This is a genomic window from Escherichia albertii NBRC 107761 = DSM 17582, from assembly GCF_000759775.1.
GTDB lineage: Bacteria > Pseudomonadota > Gammaproteobacteria > Enterobacterales > Enterobacteriaceae > Escherichia > Escherichia albertii.
Map to the genome: position 1 here is coordinate 1 of NZ_BBMY01000023.1, position 16,734 is coordinate 16,734.

The following is a 16,734-nucleotide window of genomic DNA, read 5'->3' on the forward strand; positions in this document are numbered from 1 at the left end:
GATTCCCCCCGTAAATAATTAATGGAGATTTTATGAGTAAGGATTATATGGCAGATGGCTCATTAACTGAAAAGTGGAAGTACCGCTTTTCGTTTTATGATGAACATGGCTTCCCTGGATTTTGGGGTGCAAGCCCAGAATATAAACAAGCATTAAAAGGATTAAACACAAGGCAAAAGATAACAATTAGAACAAATGTTATTGCTTTTTTCTTCTCGTGGGTCTATTTATTTGTATTGGGTTTATGGAAGAAGGCTATTGTTGTTCTATTCTTGGCGATATTTTCTTTAATTTTTGGTTACATGATTGGCTATAATGTATTTGGATTCATTATCGCCGCTTATGTTTCATACAATACCAACAGATGGTTCTATGAAAAAGAAGTAAAAGGTATTCATACCTGGAGCCTTTAAATAATCGGTGGCTTAGCCAGGCTAAGCCACCGTTCTCGTTTTTTACAGCCAGTTCTTCCGCTTAAAGTACAGATACGGCGCCAGACCCGCGAGGATCATAAAGATAATCGCGCCAGGGTAGCCGAAGGTCCATTTCAGTTCCGGCATAAACTCGAAGTTCATCCCGTAGCTGGAAGCAACCAGCGTTGGCGGCAGGAACACGACGGATACCACTGAGAAGATTTTGATGATGCGGTTCTGCTCAATGTTGATAAAGCCCATCGCCGCCTGCATCAGGAAGTTCACCTTCTGGAACAGAGATTCGTTATGCGGCAGCAGGGACTCGATATCTCGCAGGATTTCACGCGCCTGCTCCAGTTGCCCACCCGGTAAACGCGCTTTGCGCACCAGGAAGTTGAGCGCACGCTGGGTATCCATCAGACACAGGCGAACTTTCCAGCCGATATCTTCCAGTTCAGCCAACGTAGAGAGCGCCTCATCGTACTCATCGCCCTGATGCCCTTCCATAATCACGCGGCTAAGCTGTTCCAGATCGCTGTAGATATTTTCAATTTCATCCGCCAACTGTTCGATTTTGGTTTCGAACAAATCCAACAGCAGTTCATAGGCGTTACCGTCAACCATTGACTGGCTACGGGCGCGCATACGGTAGAGTCGGAATGCAGGCAGCTCGCGCTCACGCAGGGTAAACAGGCGACCATCACGGATGGTAAATGCCACGGTAGAGTTCCCCGCGTGATCTTCCGCATCTTCAAAGAAGAAGAAGGAGTGAATATGCAAGCCGTCTTCGTCTTCAAAGAAACGTGCCGATGCTTCAATGTCTTCCAGTTCCGGGCGGGTTGCCAGGCTCTGACCTAATTCAGATTGTACGCGCAGTCGCTCGTCGTCATCCGGTTCGACAAGATCAATCCATACTGCATTTACAAGGGGTTGTGACTCTTCGACTTCCAGCCGGGTCAGTCGGTTATTTTCCAGTTGAAATGCGCTCAGCATGACCGGGACTCCCAATGCTTAAAATATCGGACAGTTCGGTGGGCACACAGAAACAAATTGGGTTTCAGACCATTAAACAGCCTGACTCAGCGCGACGGGAAAAATTGAGGTCGCTGACAACCGCTAAGGCTATCAGCAAAAAGGGATAGCCTTAGGAGTTGATCCTGGATGACAGGATAGTGAGCCAGTATCTACTGGGTGTGTCCAAGGCGAATGTCCTCTTAGAGTGATCGTGCGCGCATGTTACGCCAGCAAAATTTTGCCGTCAACACGCAACGGAACACCACAGAACAATAGTTGAACTTCGCGCTTTTTAGTATTCATCAAGGTCGCTAACAGGATAAAAAAATCCCACATCCAGGGCCTATAATGGCGCATTGGCTACTCATTGGTAAAGGAATGATCACCTTGAATCTCAAACGGATTTTACCCATCCTCGTCTTACTCCCCTTATTTGCTGTTGCGGCTGATGACTGCGCACTCTCTGATCCAACGCTGACCGTGCAGGCGTATACCGTTAATCTTCAAACCGAACGGGTAAAAATGTACTGGCAAAAGGCCAATGGCGAAGCGTGGGGAACATTACATTCACTGCTGGCTGATATTGATGACAAAGGACAGGTTCAGATGGCGATGAACGGCGGTATTTATGGTGAAAACTATGCGCCACTCGGTTTGTACATCGAAAACGGTCAGCAGAAAGTGGCGTTAAATCGCACCTCAGGGGAAGGGAATTTCTTTATTCGTCCTGGCGGCGTGTTTTATGTCGCGGGAGATAAAGTCGGCATCGTTCGTCTGGATGCATTCAAAGCCAGTAAAGAGATTCAGTTTGCAGTGCAGTCAGGGCCATTATTGCTGGAAAACGGCGTCATTAATCCGCGTATTCTCCCCAACGTCGCCTCACGCAAAATTCGTAATGGAGTAGGAATTAATAAACAAGGGAACGCCGTGTTTTTACTTAGCCAGCAAGGGACAAACTTTTATGATTTTGCCTGCTATGCCAAAGCGAAACTGGACGTCGAGCAGCTGCTTTATCTTGATGGCACGATTTCACATATGTATGTGAAAGGCGGGGCAATCCCGTGGCAACGTTATCCTTTTGTCACCATGATTTCCGTCGAGCGGAAAAGTTAGAACGATGGTTTTGTGCCAGATACAGAATATGGTGCAGATGCCGGATGCGGCGTAAACGCCTTATCCGGCCTACCTGGTGCCATTTCTGTAGGCCGGATAAGGTGCGAAATTACACCGTCTCCAGACGAGCGTAAGCCGCCACCAGCCATTTAATCCCCTGGCCCTGGAATGCCACCTGCAAACGGCTATGTTCGCCACTGCCTTCCATATTGACGATAGTCCCTTCGCCAAACTTAGCGTGGCGCACGCGCTGACCGAGTTTGTAACCACTGTCGTTCTCGACCATCGGTGTCCCCATACGCTGATGGCTGACCGGGCGGCTTACCGTGGCACGCAGGCGCACCTCTTCCACACACTCTTCCGGCAACTCACCGATAAAGCGCGACGGGCGATGGTAAACCTCTTTGCCATACAGACGGCGGGTTTCCGCGTAGGTTAGCGTTAGTTTCTGCATCGCGCGGGTTACGCCGACATAGGCCAGACGGCGTTCTTCTTCCAGACGTCCGCCTTCATCCAGCGACATCTGGCTTGGGAACATGCCCTCTTCCATACCAACGATAAATACCTGCGGGAACTCCAGGCCTTTCGCCGAGTGTAGCGTCATCAACTGCACCGCATCCTGCCAGGTATCCGCCTGCCCCTCGCCCGCTTCCAGCGCCGCATGGGAGAGGAATGCCTGCAGCGGCATTAAATCTTCGTCTTCCTCGTTGTAGCTGAACTGACGCGTCGCCGTCACCAGTTCCTCTAAGTTTTCGATACGCGTCTGGCCTTTTTCGCCTTTCTCCTGCTCGTACATGGTGCGCAAGCCGGAGTCTTTAATGACCCGGTCAGTCTGTACATGCAGCGGCATATCGGCAGTTTCCTGCGCTAAGGCGTCGATCAGCTCCATAAAACGCTGTAAGGCGCTGGCAGCACGTCCGGCGAGCGCTTTTTCCTGCAACAGTTCACGACATGCCTGCCAGAGAGTTAACTGGCGATCGCGCGATGTCTGACGCACCACGTCCAGCGTCCGGTCACCAATACCCCGCGTTGGCGTATTGACCACGCGCTCAAACGCCGCGTCGTCGTTGCGATTGGCAATCAGGCGCAGATACGAGAGCGCATCTTTGATTTCCTGACGCTCGAAGAAGCGCATCCCGCCGTAAATACGGTACGGCATACTCGCCTGTAGCAGCGCCTCTTCCAGTACACGCGACTGAGCGTTGCTGCGGTAGAGAATGGCGCACTCTGCGAGCGCCCCGCCGTTGTCCTGCCAGGTTTTGATGCGATTAACCACAAAACGCGCTTCATCGAGTTCATTAAAGGCGCAATAGAGAGAAATCAGCTCACCGTCCGCGCCATCGGTCCACAATTTTTTACCTAAGCGCCCGTTGTTGTTTTCAATCAGGGCGTTCGCGGCGCTCAGAATGTTGCTGGTGGAACGATAGTTCTGCTCCAGACGAATAGTTTCGGCACCGGGGAAATCATTGAGGAAACGCTGAATATTCTCCACCTGCGCACCGCGCCAGCCGTAGATTGACTGGTCGTCATCGCCAACAATCATTACTTTGCCGGTATCGCCCGCCAGCAGGCGGATCCACGCGTACTGAATGTTGTTGGTATCCTGGAATTCGTCTACCAGGATATTGGTAAAACGTTCACGATAGTGTTGCAGGATATGCGGCTTGTTAAGCCACAGTTCGTGAGCGCGCAGCAGCAGTTCGGCAAAGTCCACCAGGCCCGCGCGGTCGCACGCTTCCTGATACGCCTGATACACCTTCTGCCAAGTTTGCTCCACCGGATTACCGTAGCTTTGAATATGATGCGGACGCAGCCCTTCATCTTTCTGGCTGTTGATGTACCACATTGCCTGGCGCGGCGGCCATTGCTTTTCGTCGAGATTCATCGCCTTAATCAGACGCTTAAGCAGGCGCAGCTGGTCCTCGCTATCGAGGAGCTGGAAATCCTGCGGCAGATTGGCGTCCATATGGTGCGCACGCAACAGGCGGTGTGCCAGCCCGTGAAAGGTGCCTACCCACATGCCGCCCTGGCTGGTGCCCATCAGTTGCCCGATACGATGGCGCATTTCCGCCGCGGCTTTGTTGGTAAACGTCACCGCCATAATCGAGTATGGTGAACAGTTTTCCACACTCATCAGCCAGGCGATACGATGCACCAGTACGCGCGTCTTACCACTGCCCGCCCCCGCCAGCACCAGAATGTTGCTACGTGGCGCGGCCACCGCTTCGCGCTGTTTGTCATTAAGGCTATCGAGCAGGTAAGAAACGTCCATTAGCACCGCCGCGTAAAAATAGGTTGGGCGAAGAAGCGTCACGTCCTCCGCCAAAAAGCTGGGTATATATACAGATTTGCTGATTATATCAGCGAGGTCAGAGATGCCAACCGGGAAATTTCTATATGCGGCAGTAAACGACTGTCCCAGGTTTGCATCAGGTCGCCATTTTCCGGTCTGATCCAACAGGCCTGCATTCCACAACGGATCGCCCCGCCAACGTCGGTAGTGAGATCGTCTCCCACATGTAAGATCTCACCGATCGGCACATTGAGTTTTTCCGCCGCCAGTAAGTACATGTCGCTGAACGGTTTCGAACGCCCGTGCGGACCAGCGCGCAACACGAACTCAAAATAGTCGCCCAGACCAAACAGTTCCGGCTGGGCGTTACCGTTGGTGATCGCCACCAGCGGCCATTTCTTTTTCAGTTGTTTTAAGGTGTCGTGCGTTTGCTGCGGCACCTCAATCCGACTACGCCATTTGGCAAAGTTGATCATTGCCGCGTGTGCGCCTGCGCTGGCTTCTTCCGCACTCAGCCCGGCATCGAGCATCGCTTGTTCAATTGAACGAAAACGCCAGCGCGTCACGTCATGATAAATCTCGGGTTCCGCTTCCCGTACCGCCTGACGCAGGCGTTGCAGATCTTCATTCTGGAAGGTGCTCAGCGCTGGATGATAATTTTGCACAAAAGTGAGCGCTTCCTGCTCAGTACGTTGGATCACCGGACGGTTATCGTAAAGGGTATCATCCAGGTCAAAGGTGAGCGCCGAGATGCGCCCCAAAGGCCGGTAAAAACGCATTATTTCCCCCGTTTGGCGCGTGGATGCGCCGCATCGTACACCGAGGCAAGGTGTTGAAAATCAAGATGAGTATAGATTTGTGTGGTGGAGAGGTTGGCATGACCTAACAACTCTTGCACACCACGAAGATCGCCGCTCGACTCCAGCATATGGGTGGCGAACGAGTGACGTAATTTATGCGGGTGAACGTGATTATTCAGCCCTTGTTTTATGCCCCATTCAGCAAAGCGTTTCTGCACATTACGCGCGGAGATACGCTTGCCCAGTTTCGACAGGAAAAGCGCATCGTCTTCGCTACCAAACAGGTCGCGCAAATCAAACCAGTGCTCAATCCACGCCACGGCGTTGCGACCAATCGGCAGGCGGCGCTCTTTGCTGCCTTTTCCCATCACCCACACTTCGCCGGACTCCAGGTCGAGGTGTTTGATATCCAGCCCCACCAGTTCTGAAAGACGTAAGCCCGCGCCGTACATCACTTCCAGCATTGCCCGATCGCGTACAGCGAGGGGATCGTTGATATCAATATCCAGCAGCCGATTTATATCATCGACGTCGATATTCTTAGGCAGATGGCGCGGCGCTTTCGGTGCCGAAACTCCTTTTGCCGGGTTAGCTTTGAGTTCGTTCTGACTGACCAGCCAGTCAAAAAAACTACGTAGCGCAGAGAGGCGTAATGCGAGGCTTGCCGCTCCCAGCCCCTTACGACGACTGCGTACAGCAAAATTGCGCACCATCGCGGCATCACATTGTTGCCAACTTTGCAGGCCGTTTTCGCTGGCAAAATTAATGATCGCCTCAAGCTGGCGCTGGTAGTTAAGCAGGGTTATCGGGCTAAGCTGACGCTCCACGCTCAGATAACGTAGGTAGCGTTCTACATCGGTGTGTAAATCGGTCATACGCGTTCAATCCAACGCTCCAGAAGCTCTGGCAACATCAGCGCAATTTCATGAAGTAACTGCGTTCCCTGCCCTTGTTGATAGTGGCTGGCATCGCGGCTGGTGAACAGTACGACCCCCAAGTCAGCATCGCTTCCCAGCATCGACATCGCCACCGATCCCACCGCTTTCGCTTCTGGTAGCACCACCAGCAACTCCGGCCCGTTAAGCGGCCCCAGATAGTGCTGATCCTGCCTCAGACGCTGAATACGCAGTGGTTCAAAAGCCTGACGGCTTAGTGCCAGATGAGTATGGTTCGACGGCGCGCCTAAACGCCAGCGGTCCGGGAACAGGCGCAGACTTGCGCCTGCCAGGCCAAGATCGCGCGCCCAGCGGTGAAAACGCATCAGCATATCGTCGAGACTGCTGGCGGCGGTGAGACTACGCTGCAAGTAGAGCAAGCGATAAAACAGACCTTCATTAGCGATAGCCTGTTCCATCAACAGCGACATGTTCTCTTCCAGAACATGAATATGGTTACGTGCACGAGCCATATGCCATTCAATGAGCGAAACCGTACCACGTACCGGGTGCGGTACGCGAATTGCCTCTACCGCACGCGCATTGCGGATAAAAAACTCAGGATTCTTAATTAGATAATCGACAACCGCCCGGTCATCAAGCTCCATGAATGTTTCCTGCAGTTCTTCCCCTGGTTGCTTCATAGATGAATAAATCCGTCGTAGACATGTACCGCCGGCCCCGTCATATATAACGGATGGCCCGGACCTTTCCAGGCGATATCAAGGCGACCGCCGGGAAGTTCCACGCGGACTTCTTCGGCCAGCAAACCTTGCTGAATCCCTACCGCCACCGCCGCACACGCGCCACTGCCGCAGGCTTGAGTTTCTCCTGCCCCACGCTCATAAACGCGCAAACGAATATGCTCACGCTTAACCACCTGCATAAAACCGATGTTAGCGCGCTCCGGGAAACGCTCGTGGCTTTCCAGAACAGGCCCCAACGTTTCTACCGCTGCGGTATCAACATCATCGACCTGAATCACACAGTGCGGATTTCCCATCGACACCACGCCGCATAAGATTGTCTGCTCAGCGGCGCGCATAATATAGGTTTTTTCCGCTTTATTAGCGCGAAATGGCACGGCGGATGGTTCGAAATTGGGTTCCCCCATATTGACCCGCACCAGATCGTCATCGGTGACAGTCAGCACCATCCGGCCATTGGCAGTACTGACGCGGATATCACGCTTATTGATCAGCCCTTTCAGACGCACAAAGCGGGCAAAGCAACGCGCACCGTTACCGCACTGTGCTACTTCACTGCCATCGGCATTAAAAATGCGGTAGTGGAAATCCAGTTCAGGATCATAAGGCGGTTCGACCACCAGTAACTGATCAAAACCCACACTCAGATGCCGATCCGCCAGGCGACGAATCAGTTCCGGTGAAAAAAAGACATTCTGCGTTACCGCGTCGACGACCATAAAATCATTGCCAAGGCCATGCATTTTCGAGAACTGCATCATTTACTCCATTCACGCGGGTACAGAAACTGGCTTTTAGTAATTCACCTGAGATGGGCCGTCACCTGTGGCGCGGTCGTTTTTATCCGGCACCGTGGATTGCGTTTGTGTGTCTACCGGTTTAGTCGGCGGCGGCGCGTTTTTATCTGCGGGCGGAAAATAGAGCGGACCTTTCAAACCACAGCCGGTCAGGCTGAAGAGAGTAAGAAGAACTGCAAGTGCCTTAAACACGTTTTTCATTATAGATTGCCTGTAAAGTTCATCGCTTTCTGCTTTCTATCATCGCAGGAGAAGATGTAAAAGCAAGCGTTTAGCGACTCTTTATGAAGTCTGAAAAGTGAGGAATTGCTGCGAGTATAACGCTTACACGTGGGGATTTATGTTTTGCTGGTAGTTTCGTGATCAACACCGCGCGCCAGGATGGCTTTATGCACTATCGCAATGTGGTTTGTTTGTTGTCTTATTCGTTGTTCTTATCGTCTGCATGGGGATGCCGGCTTGATGAGCCTGAACACAATGTTTACCAGCAACAGGGCAAAGGCGTGGTGTACCTGCGCCCTTATGAAGAAACAAACCTTTTTCTATCTGGCGTGAATTACAAGAGATTACGTCGGTTACCCAATTTATTGATAGACCCGAAAACACTAGACGAATGGGATGAAATACCGCCTCTGACCGATCTGACAACCGACTACCTCTATGAAGGCGCACAGGCCTGGTTTCCGCATTATGCTTACCATAGCGATGGTCGCTATATCCTCTACGCGGGTAAAGTTGTGCAAAACCCTCCCGACAAACCACTCGTCGATGTCGCCTCGTTCAAGGCATGGGGTGATTTTGCCGCAGATAAAAACAGTCTCTATTTCGAAGGCAAGCGCGCCGATAGCAATGGCGGGGAAAATAGCCTGGATATTAAAACACTGCATCAGGTGAAATTTCCTCATCCATGGAAGCCTGACTTCCTTGGGCTGATATTGCGTGACGCTAAATTCTTGTATGTCGATGGTCATCGCCTCGCAGATCCCGATAGTTTCCGCGTGCTGGCACAAAAGTCCTGGGATCAGCGAGGAAAGTTTTCCACCGAGTTTAACCCCTGCGTTGCCGTACCATTTGGCCCCTGGGATACGCTAGCCCGCACACAGACGAAAATCATGATCAATGGCGAACAACTTAATGCCGACCCAGAGACATTCATCGTTGTACGCTGGATGCCCGGTTCGTTATTGAGTTGGCGAGATAAAAGCGGCCTGCACCGAAAGGTGTTGAATCAGGGGAATCTGGATAAAGATATGGCAAAGAACTGTGCAACGTTCGGTGTACAGGAACACGACGTTTCATGGCGTAAAGGGCCAAAATGCCAGCAAGAAATACTACCCGGTCTCGATCCAGAACAATTTCACCCTCTGAGTAAAACTGTCGCGCAGTATCAGGACAAGCTATACGTCATCAAAAAAACGGAATTTGGTGAAAACAAGCTGGATATCGTCACGCTGGATAACCCTAATCTGGTGATAGATAAACGTTTTAACGCGGGAAGAACCCACGGCTATTTACTGACCAAATTACAAATTGATGGTGAAGAAGAAGATAGCCTTCAGGTGTTTGAGTCTTCCGGGCCGCTTATCCTGCTGGATTATCGTGTTCCCGGCGAACGTGAAGCTCACCTTGGCGATAGCCCCCATTACAAGAAATGGTATGCACACGACGATCGTTATGTTTACGCATTCGATGGCTCACAGCTCTGGCGCTACCCAACGCCCAATACCAAAGCCGTGCGGGTGAAATGGAAAACCGAACATTCAGGTTATGGCTATTGGGCAGACTATCGTAGTGGTGAACTGGACGGCAGGCTTTTGGAAAACGGTACGTTTATTCCAACGGGAATTCCCTATGACTCATCCGTTAACATTGCTCAATATTCTGCTGGCGAGAGCGCTTTTCTCGTCGGCGAAACCGATGTTAGCTGGCATAAGCTTCGCTCTACAGACCAGGAATGGAGTCAATGGGAGAAACTCCCCGATATTGACCCAAAAGAATTTCATCCCATCACCGATCGTGTCGCGCAGTACAAAAATAGTCTGTACATTGCGAAATTATCTCCTTTTGGTGAAGACTATCTGGAAACGATAGAGCTGGACTCTCCCATCTCCTTCCTGGAGCAACGAATTAACGCCGGGGAAAATTACGGCTACTTTATGCGTTCCTCCCGATTACGCGATGATATTCAGGTTTTTGCCATTGATGGACCATTGAAGACCACCAAACGCTTTGCTTATGACAATCACTATGTCTATACGTGGATTGGCAGCCAACTTTATCGAACCGCATCGCCCTGTCCGGCAAAGACCCGTAATCTGGATCAGAACATGTTTTCATCTAATGATGACATCATCATCTTGAAGACGGGGGAAGAGTGCCGAAAGACAGCAGACGGGCAAACTTTGAAGCCCTGACCCCATATCGCTATACTGCCGCCATCACCTAAAAACAGGAAACTACAATGAACGATAGTGAATTTCATCGTCTGGCGGATCAACTGTGGCTGACCATTGAAGAGCGTCTGGACGACTGGGATGGCGACAGCGATATCGACTGCGAAATCAACGGCGGTGTACTAACCATTACCTTTGAAAACGGCAGCAAAATCATTATCAACCGCCAGGAACCGCTGCACCAGGTGTGGCTGGCAACCAAACAGGGCGGCTACCATTTTGATCTGAAAGGCGACGAGTGGATTTGCGATCGTAGCGGTGAAACCTTCTGGGATCTGCTGGAGCAAGCAGCTACACAGCAGGCAGGTGAAACGGTGCGTTTTCGCTAAGATTGCATGCCGGATAAGCCTTGCTTTCCGGCATTAGCATCACGAAAAATACTGCTGCAACAGCGGCGCGTCATGCTCCTGATTGGCAGGCGGCATGTTGCCGATAGATTTGGTGCGAAACGGCATGACCTGTTCACGACCATCAACCTTCACAATCTGATAGAACTGCGGCAGGTTAAAGTTGATGAAACTGGAACCGTAGGTAAAACGGTCGTGCGATGACGAATAAAAACGGCTAACGTCACGCACCAGCTCTTCTTTGCTGCCTTCACAATGGTGGTACACCTCGACCCGGTTACTTTCATCAAGGATGTAGATATTAAAACCGTTTTCATCATTCGTTTCTTCGAAGAAGAACTGGATGATCCCTTCGCTGGCAAAGCCATCTACAACCGCCGGTAATTTAACGTGGTTAGTCTCAACCTGTACTGACAAACCATGCAGTTTGTTATGGGAAATCGCGCCATAAAACTCGATGGCATTTTCCAGTTTTTGTACCGAGACATTCAGACGTTCGAAGAACAAGCCCCAGGTTTGACCGGAGACACGCAGCGCCTTGAAGCGTCCGGTTTCCTGACGAGTACTGGAAAGACGCAGTTCAATGCACTCAGAAACCAGTTGTTGCACGCGAGTACGAATCAAACCGCGCAGATGCTGGCTATAACAGAACACTTCCACGCTATCTGGCGGAGCGGCATCCTGATGCATTTTTCCGAGGATGGTTTTCAATGCTTCAATAATCGACTGCTCGCCGTTGAAATGTAGCGTACGCACTTCATTCCACGAGTTGCGATACAGCAGGTCAACGCTACCCACCAGACAATTTTGATCCTCTCCAAAGCTGAAAACATCCAGCTTACGGAAGTCAAAATGCACAACCTGATTACGGAACGCCGTCGTCGGGTCATATTCCAGGTTCACAATAATCGCCAGATGGCGAATCTCACACGGACTGTAGAGCGCCTTCGGTGTCGGAGCGGGTAAGCGTAACGGGAAATGATGCGAAACATCAGCCACCATTTCTTGCAACTTCGGCAAATCAACAATGCCATTGCCCTTAATATACAGGCGAGTACGTGACGTCAGCAGGCCATTAAACCATGCCCATGCCACCAGCTTATTCAGATAACGGTTATATTCCAGCGGCTGATGGCTGATGATCGATTCAATATTTGGCGCGCGGTTATACAGATACCAACCAGAGCGGTTCACACGGCCCGGCGGCACATAAATAAAGGTCAGGTTCGGTTCGGAAAGGTCTGGCGAAATCTGCGGGTTTACCAGCGTCACTTTACCCGGCAATGCTTCAAACGCCGCGTACAGTTTACGCGTCAGCACGCCGATATCCTGCGGGCTGGCGGAGACGCTAAGGTTATTACGACGAGCGAAGCGAATAAGATTACGGTAGCTCTGCATCATCGCGTCGAGCAACTCGTTGTGCGCTTCACGCACCTGATCAATCTTCCAGTTGGCGCGGTTATCAAGCATTGCCAGGCGAGCTTCGTCCCAGCCCCACTCTTTCACCAATTGGCTTAGCACTTCGCGACGCCAGCCTACACAAGCGCGTTCGCGGCTGAGTTTTTCGCATACTTTCAAATAGAAGCAGCGGCGTACTAAATCCAGACGGGTGAAATCTTCGATCGCCGTCAGATATTCAGTAACACGCTCCAGCATCATGCAATACGGGTCGAGGCCAAACGACACGATTTCGCCGTCGTGCAAACGCTGTTTAATATCTTTCGCCAGCAGGCGCGGATTCGGGTATTCCCAGGAATAGGCTTCCAGCAGCAGAGTTTTCAGCACTGCTTTATACGGAGAATCGATACTTTTATAGAGTTGCCAAAGGCTGGCGCCAAAATATTCTTCAGCAGAAAGTGAGCTTAAGCCGCCGAGATCCAGCCATTCATTAGGCGTCAGTACGCCCTGTGCGTAGAGCGTCATCACGTAGTCATCGTAATGTTCTTCTTCATCACACGGCACCATATTCCACAGAATACGTTTACCAGCGAGACGCACGGCGGTACGGTAAAACTCGTCAAGCAGCAGGATATGTTGGGTAGAGCCGCAATCCTCGCCCCCCAGACTACCGCTTTCATTATGACGGAAACGGTTTTCATCAATCAGGAAAAAGCTGACTTCTACCCCCAGCGAGGCAGCCCAGCTTTCCAGCAAGCTACATTTACGTTGTAATAATTGGCGCTCTTCGCTATCGAGCCAGGATTGATGACAGACCCAGATATCCAAATCAGAGGAACAGCTTTGCCCTACGGACGAGGTGCTGCCCATGGTGTATACGCCAGTAATCGGAAGCTCGCCTTTTGGCGGTTCCTGTACAGACATTCCACGATACAGTTCCAGTTCGTTCAGGTAGTGGCGTTGAGTTTCATCAGGCGTGTAAAGGCAAATGCCTTTGGGAACGTTACCATCAAGGTAACCCGGCATCAGCGGATGGTGATAGTGCAATAATGTCGGCAGTAGACTGTAGACCTGTTGGAATGCAGGCCCCATAGCGGCAAGCGCGCGATCCACGCGCAATTGATTTATGGCATCCAGTCTCTGTTTCAGAGTCTCAATATAGAGGTACAAGACGTATCGCCTGATTTCGCTACCCGTCATATCTGTGATTCCGCCAACATCAACGGAAACACGCGGCATTCGGGATATTTCGTATGTCAAAGGTAACCGTTACCACTTTTCGCGCCTGGTTTTTTTAGTTTCACGACGAAAAAATGGTCTAAAACGTGATCAATTTAACACCTTGCTGATTGACCGTAAAGAAAGATGCGCTACATACAAGTGTAGCACCGTTTATTCTGTGTAAATTCCTTATTACGAGGGCTCAAAGCGTCAATCAGGATCCACAACCAGGCAACATTTTACGGTTTATGCCGGCCTCTACGTTTCACCATAACACTGACATCGCTCTGACAAGGATGTTAGGATGGACCACGGATGATAATGACGGTAACAAGCATGTTAGACAATGTTTTAAGAATTGCCACACGCCAAAGCCCACTTGCACTCTGGCAGGCACACTATGTCAAAGATAAGTTGATGACGAGCCACCCCGGACTGGTGGTTGAACTGGTGCCAATGGTGACGCGTGGCGATGTGATTCTTGATACGCCGCTGGCGAAAGTAGGCGGAAAAGGTTTATTTGTGAAAGAGCTGGAAGTCGCCCTTCTGGAAAATCGCGCTGATATCGCCGTTCACTCAATGAAAGATGTGCCCGTTGAATTCCCGCAAGGTTTGGGATTGGTCACCATTTGCGAGCGTGAAGATCCTCGCGATGCCTTTGTGTCCAACACCTATGACAGTCTGGATGCGTTACCCGCAGGCAGCATCGTCGGAACGTCCAGCTTACGCCGCCAGTGCCAGTTGGCTGAACGCCGCCCGGATCTGATTATTCGTTCATTGCGCGGCAACGTCGGCACACGCCTTAGCAAGCTGGATAACGGCGAATACGATGCCATTATTCTTGCCGTAGCCGGATTAAAACGTTTAGGACTGGAATCACGTATTCGCACCGCACTACCGCCCGAAGTTTCTCTTCCGGCAGTAGGACAAGGCGCTGTGGGCATTGAATGCCGCCTTAATGATACGCGTACTCGCGAGCTGCTCGCCGCACTGAATCATAACGAAACAGCACTGCGTGTCACGGCTGAACGCGCCATGAATACCCGTCTGGAAGGCGGTTGTCAGGTCCCCATTGGCAGCTATGCAGAACTGGTTGACGGCGAAATCTGGTTACGGGCGCTGGTTGGCGCGCCGGATGGTTCGCAGATTATTCGTGGTGAGCGCCGTGGTTCGCCGCAGGATGCCGAGCAAATGGGTATTTCGCTGGCGGAAGAGTTGTTGAATAACGGCGCGCGCGAGATTCTCGCCGAAGTCTACAACGGAGACGTGCCAGCATGAGTATCCTAGTCACCCGCCCGTCTCCCGCTGGAGAAGAGTTAGTGAGCCGTCTGCGCGCACTGGGGCAGGTGGCCTGGCATTTTCCGCTGATCGAGTTTTCCCCGGGTCGGCAATTACCACAACTTGCCGACCAGCTGACAGCGCTTGGTGAAGGCGATCTACTGTTTGCGCTTTCGCAACATGCCGTCGCTTTTGCCCAATCACAGTTGCATCAGCAAAGCCTTGAGTGGCCCACGCTTCCCGCCTATTTTGCCATTGGCCGCACCACTGCGCTGGCGCTGCATACCGTAAGCGGACACAACGTTCGTTACCCACAGGATCGGGAAATTAGTGAAGTCTTGCTACAATTACCTGAATTACAAAATATTGTAGGCAAACGTGCGCTAGTCTTGCGTGGTAACGGTGGTCGTGAGCTGATCGGAGAAAACCTGACAGCACGCGGCGCCGAAGTCGTTTTTTGTGAATGTTATCAACGATGCGCAATCCATTACGATGGTGCAGAAGAAGCGATGCGCTGGCAATCCCGCGGAGTGACAACGATTGTTGTTACCAGCGGTGAAATGTTGCAACAGCTCTGGACGCTAATCCCGCAATGGTATCGTGAACACTGGTTACTTTGCTGTCGGCTATTGGTCGTCAGTGAGCGTCTGGCGAAACTCGCCCGGGAACTGGGCTGGAAAGATATTAAGGTCGCCGATAACGCCGACAACGATGCGCTATTACGGGCATTACAATAACTCTCATAACAGGAAGCCATAATGACGGAACAAGAAAAAACCTCCGCCGTGGTTGAAGAGACCAGGGAGACCGTGGATACCACGCCACAGTCTGCCACTGTAGAAAAAAAGAGTAAGAACAGTACTGCTCTAATTTTAGGTGCGGTGGCTATCGCTATTGCTCTGGCTACAGGTGTCGGTTTGTATGGCTGGGGTAAACAACAGGCCGTTAATCAGACGGCTACCAGTGATGCTCTGGCTAACCAACTCGCAGCTCTACAAAAAGCCCAGGAGAGCCAAAAAGCGGAGCTGGAAGATATCATCAAGCAACAAACTGTGCAGTTAGAACAGGCGAATCGCCAACAAGAAACGCTGGCAAAACAACTGGATGAAGTTCAACAGAAGGTCGCCACCATTTCCGGCAGCGATGCCAAAACCTGGCTGCTGGCACAGGCTGATTTTCTGGTGAAACTTGCCGGACGGAAATTGTGGAGCGATCAGGACGTCACCACTGCCGCTGCGCTACTGAAAAGTGCGGACGCCAGTCTGGCCGACATGAATGACCCAAGCCTTATCGCCGTTCGTCGTGCGATTACTGATGACATCGCCGGCCTTTCTGCAATATCGCAGGTAGATTATGACGGCATCATCCTCAAACTGAATCAGCTTTCTAATCAGGTGGATAACCTGCGCCTGGCCGATAATGACAGCGACGGCTCGCCGATGGATTCTGATGGTGAAGAACTTTCCAGTTCTATCAGCGAGTGGCGCATCAATCTGCAAAAGAGCTGGCAGAACTTTATGGACAACTTCATTACGATTCGCCGTCGTGATGATACCGCCGTACCACTGTTGGCGCCGAATCAGGATATCTACCTGCGCGAGAATATTCATTCCCGTCTGCTGGTCGCAGCCCAGGCTGTGCCACGTCATCAGGAAGAAACCTACCGCCAGGCACTGGAGAATGTCTCTACATGGGTTCGTGCTTATTACGACACTAACGATGCTACCACCAAAGCGTTCCTCGACGAGGTGGATCAGCTAAGCCAACAGAATATTTCGATGGATCTCCCGGAAACGCTGCAAAGTCAGGCGATGCTGGAAAAATTGATGCAGACCCGAGTGCGCAATCTGCTGGCACAACCGGCGGCACCGGCAACAGAAGCTAAACCTGCACCTGCACCTGCACCTGCACCTGCACCTGCACCGCAAGCTGATACTCCGGCAGCCGCGCCGCAAGGAGAATAAC

The 16,734-nt window shown here is 51.5% G+C and carries 16 protein-coding genes; 7 read left to right on the top strand and 9 right to left on the bottom strand.

The annotated features are described in order from the left end of the window. Window positions 1–32: 32 nt before the first annotated feature. Window positions 33–413: a DUF2628 domain-containing protein gene (locus EA14781_RS06405; protein WP_000031248.1), complete on the top strand. Its 381-nt coding sequence runs from the start codon at window positions 33–35 to the stop codon at window positions 411–413. A gap of 42 nt (window positions 414–455) precedes the next feature. On the opposite strand, the gene corA is transcribed toward EA14781_RS06405, so the two are convergent. Together corA and ysgD are read right to left on the bottom strand one after the other, a co-directional pair. After that, window positions 456–1,406: a magnesium/cobalt transporter CorA gene (gene corA, locus EA14781_RS06410; RefSeq protein WP_000947161.1), complete on the bottom strand. Its 951-nt coding sequence runs from the start codon at window positions 1,404–1,406 to the stop codon at window positions 456–458. Between the two features lie 151 nt (window positions 1,407–1,557). Then, window positions 1,558–1,614: a protein YsgD gene (gene ysgD / locus EA14781_RS25420; protein WP_211180520.1), complete on the bottom strand. Its 57-nt coding sequence runs from the start codon at window positions 1,612–1,614 to the stop codon at window positions 1,558–1,560. A 161-nt stretch (window positions 1,615–1,775) separates the two neighbouring features. Here ysgD and EA14781_RS06420 point away from each other — a divergent pair, with 161 nt between their 5' ends. Continuing rightward, window positions 1,776–2,540 (top strand): phosphodiester glycosidase family protein, encoded by a 765-nt coding sequence (locus EA14781_RS06420; RefSeq protein ID WP_000951651.1) that lies wholly within the window; start codon window positions 1,776–1,778, stop codon window positions 2,538–2,540. Between the two features lie 109 nt (window positions 2,541–2,649). Here EA14781_RS06420 and uvrD read toward each other — a convergent pair whose 3' ends face one another. From uvrD to lptM, 6 genes are all read right to left on the bottom strand, one after another. Further along, on the bottom strand, window positions 2,650–4,812 hold the full coding sequence (gene uvrD / locus EA14781_RS06425) for a DNA helicase II (protein ID WP_000383382.1): 2,163 nt from the start codon (window positions 4,810–4,812) through the stop codon (window positions 2,650–2,652). A gap of 83 nt (window positions 4,813–4,895) precedes the next feature. Further along, the gene (gene yigB / locus EA14781_RS06430; protein ID WP_001213595.1) at window positions 4,896–5,612 is read right to left on the bottom strand and encodes a 5-amino-6-(5-phospho-D-ribitylamino)uracil phosphatase YigB; all 717 of its coding nucleotides are present in this window, start codon (window positions 5,610–5,612) and stop codon (window positions 4,896–4,898) included. Continuing rightward, window positions 5,612–6,508 (bottom strand): tyrosine recombinase XerC, encoded by an 897-nt coding sequence (xerC, locus tag EA14781_RS06435; RefSeq protein WP_000130684.1) that lies wholly within the window; start codon window positions 6,506–6,508, stop codon window positions 5,612–5,614. Before xerC ends, yigB begins: the two co-directional genes overlap by 1 nt. Then, on the bottom strand, window positions 6,505–7,212 hold the full coding sequence (locus EA14781_RS06440; RefSeq protein ID WP_000812776.1) for a DUF484 domain-containing protein: 708 nt from the start codon (window positions 7,210–7,212) through the stop codon (window positions 6,505–6,507). The genes xerC and EA14781_RS06440 overlap by 4 nt, the downstream gene beginning before the upstream one ends. Continuing rightward, on the bottom strand, window positions 7,209–8,033 hold the full coding sequence (gene dapF / locus EA14781_RS06445) for a diaminopimelate epimerase (protein ID WP_001160661.1): 825 nt from the start codon (window positions 8,031–8,033) through the stop codon (window positions 7,209–7,211). Before dapF ends, EA14781_RS06440 begins: the two co-directional genes overlap by 4 nt. A gap of 36 nt (window positions 8,034–8,069) precedes the next feature. After that, the gene (gene lptM / locus EA14781_RS06450; RefSeq protein WP_000799882.1) at window positions 8,070–8,273 is read right to left on the bottom strand and encodes an LPS translocon maturation chaperone LptM; all 204 of its coding nucleotides are present in this window, start codon (window positions 8,271–8,273) and stop codon (window positions 8,070–8,072) included. A gap of 188 nt (window positions 8,274–8,461) precedes the next feature. Between lptM and EA14781_RS06455 the strand changes: the two genes are divergently transcribed. Beyond that, a complete protein-coding gene (locus EA14781_RS06455; RefSeq protein ID WP_024164679.1) occupies window positions 8,462–10,486 on the top strand; it encodes a hypothetical protein in 2,025 nt (674 codons plus the stop codon). Between the two features lie 47 nt (window positions 10,487–10,533). After that, window positions 10,534–10,854, top strand: coding sequence for an iron donor protein CyaY (gene cyaY, locus EA14781_RS06460; protein WP_000999946.1), 321 nt, complete (start codon window positions 10,534–10,536; stop codon window positions 10,852–10,854). Between the two features lie 39 nt (window positions 10,855–10,893). Here the strand turns inward: cyaY and cyaA are convergent, their stop codons facing one another. Beyond that, window positions 10,894–13,440, bottom strand: coding sequence for a class I adenylate cyclase (cyaA, locus tag EA14781_RS06465; RefSeq protein ID WP_002460503.1), 2,547 nt, complete (start codon window positions 13,438–13,440; stop codon window positions 10,894–10,896). Between the two features lie 387 nt (window positions 13,441–13,827). Here cyaA and hemC point away from each other — a divergent pair, with 387 nt between their 5' ends. The 3 genes from hemC to hemX are packed head-to-tail and all read left to right on the top strand — an operon-like array spanning window position 13,828 to window position 16,733. Continuing rightward, complete coding sequence (hemC, locus tag EA14781_RS06470) at window positions 13,828–14,769, top strand: hydroxymethylbilane synthase (RefSeq protein WP_002460502.1); 942 nt, start codon at window positions 13,828–13,830, stop codon at window positions 14,767–14,769. Continuing rightward, a complete protein-coding gene (hemD, locus tag EA14781_RS06475; RefSeq protein WP_000026039.1) occupies window positions 14,766–15,506 on the top strand; it encodes a uroporphyrinogen-III synthase in 741 nt (246 codons plus the stop codon). Before hemC ends, hemD begins: the two co-directional genes overlap by 4 nt. 21 nt (window positions 15,507–15,527) lie before the next feature. Next, window positions 15,528–16,733: a uroporphyrinogen-III C-methyltransferase gene (gene hemX, locus EA14781_RS06480; protein WP_000139129.1), complete on the top strand. Its 1,206-nt coding sequence runs from the start codon at window positions 15,528–15,530 to the stop codon at window positions 16,731–16,733. Window position 16,734 lies beyond the last annotated feature (1 nt).

What these genes read in the sequence shown, in the direction of transcription:
- cyaY (WP_000999946.1), top strand. Translation starts at nt 10,534, where the DNA reads ATGAACGATAGTGAATTTCATCGTCTGGCGGATCAACTGTGGCTGACC.
- EA14781_RS06405 (WP_000031248.1), top strand. Translation starts at nt 33, where the DNA reads ATGAGTAAGGATTATATGGCAGATGGCTCATTAACTGAAAAGTGGAAG.
- hemC (WP_002460502.1), top strand. Translation starts at nt 13,828, where the DNA reads ATGTTAGACAATGTTTTAAGAATTGCCACACGCCAAAGCCCACTTGCA.
- EA14781_RS06455 (WP_024164679.1), top strand. Translation starts at nt 8,462, where the DNA reads ATGCACTATCGCAATGTGGTTTGTTTGTTGTCTTATTCGTTGTTCTTA.
- dapF (WP_001160661.1), bottom strand. Translation starts at nt 8,033, where the DNA reads ATGCAGTTCTCGAAAATGCATGGCCTTGGCAATGATTTTATGGTCGTC.
- corA (WP_000947161.1), bottom strand. Translation starts at nt 1,406, where the DNA reads ATGCTGAGCGCATTTCAACTGGAAAATAACCGACTGACCCGGCTGGAA.
- hemX (WP_000139129.1), top strand. Translation starts at nt 15,528, where the DNA reads ATGACGGAACAAGAAAAAACCTCCGCCGTGGTTGAAGAGACCAGGGAG.
- yigB (WP_001213595.1), bottom strand. Translation starts at nt 5,612, where the DNA reads ATGCGTTTTTACCGGCCTTTGGGGCGCATCTCGGCGCTCACCTTTGAC.
- EA14781_RS06440 (WP_000812776.1), bottom strand. Translation starts at nt 7,212, where the DNA reads ATGAAGCAACCAGGGGAAGAACTGCAGGAAACATTCATGGAGCTTGAT.
- hemD (WP_000026039.1), top strand. Translation starts at nt 14,766, where the DNA reads ATGAGTATCCTAGTCACCCGCCCGTCTCCCGCTGGAGAAGAGTTAGTG.
- lptM (WP_000799882.1), bottom strand. Translation starts at nt 8,273, where the DNA reads ATGAAAAACGTGTTTAAGGCACTTGCAGTTCTTCTTACTCTCTTCAGC.
- xerC (WP_000130684.1), bottom strand. Translation starts at nt 6,508, where the DNA reads ATGACCGATTTACACACCGATGTAGAACGCTACCTACGTTATCTGAGC.
- uvrD (WP_000383382.1), bottom strand. Translation starts at nt 4,812, where the DNA reads ATGGACGTTTCTTACCTGCTCGATAGCCTTAATGACAAACAGCGCGAA.
- EA14781_RS06420 (WP_000951651.1), top strand. Translation starts at nt 1,776, where the DNA reads ATGGCGCATTGGCTACTCATTGGTAAAGGAATGATCACCTTGAATCTC.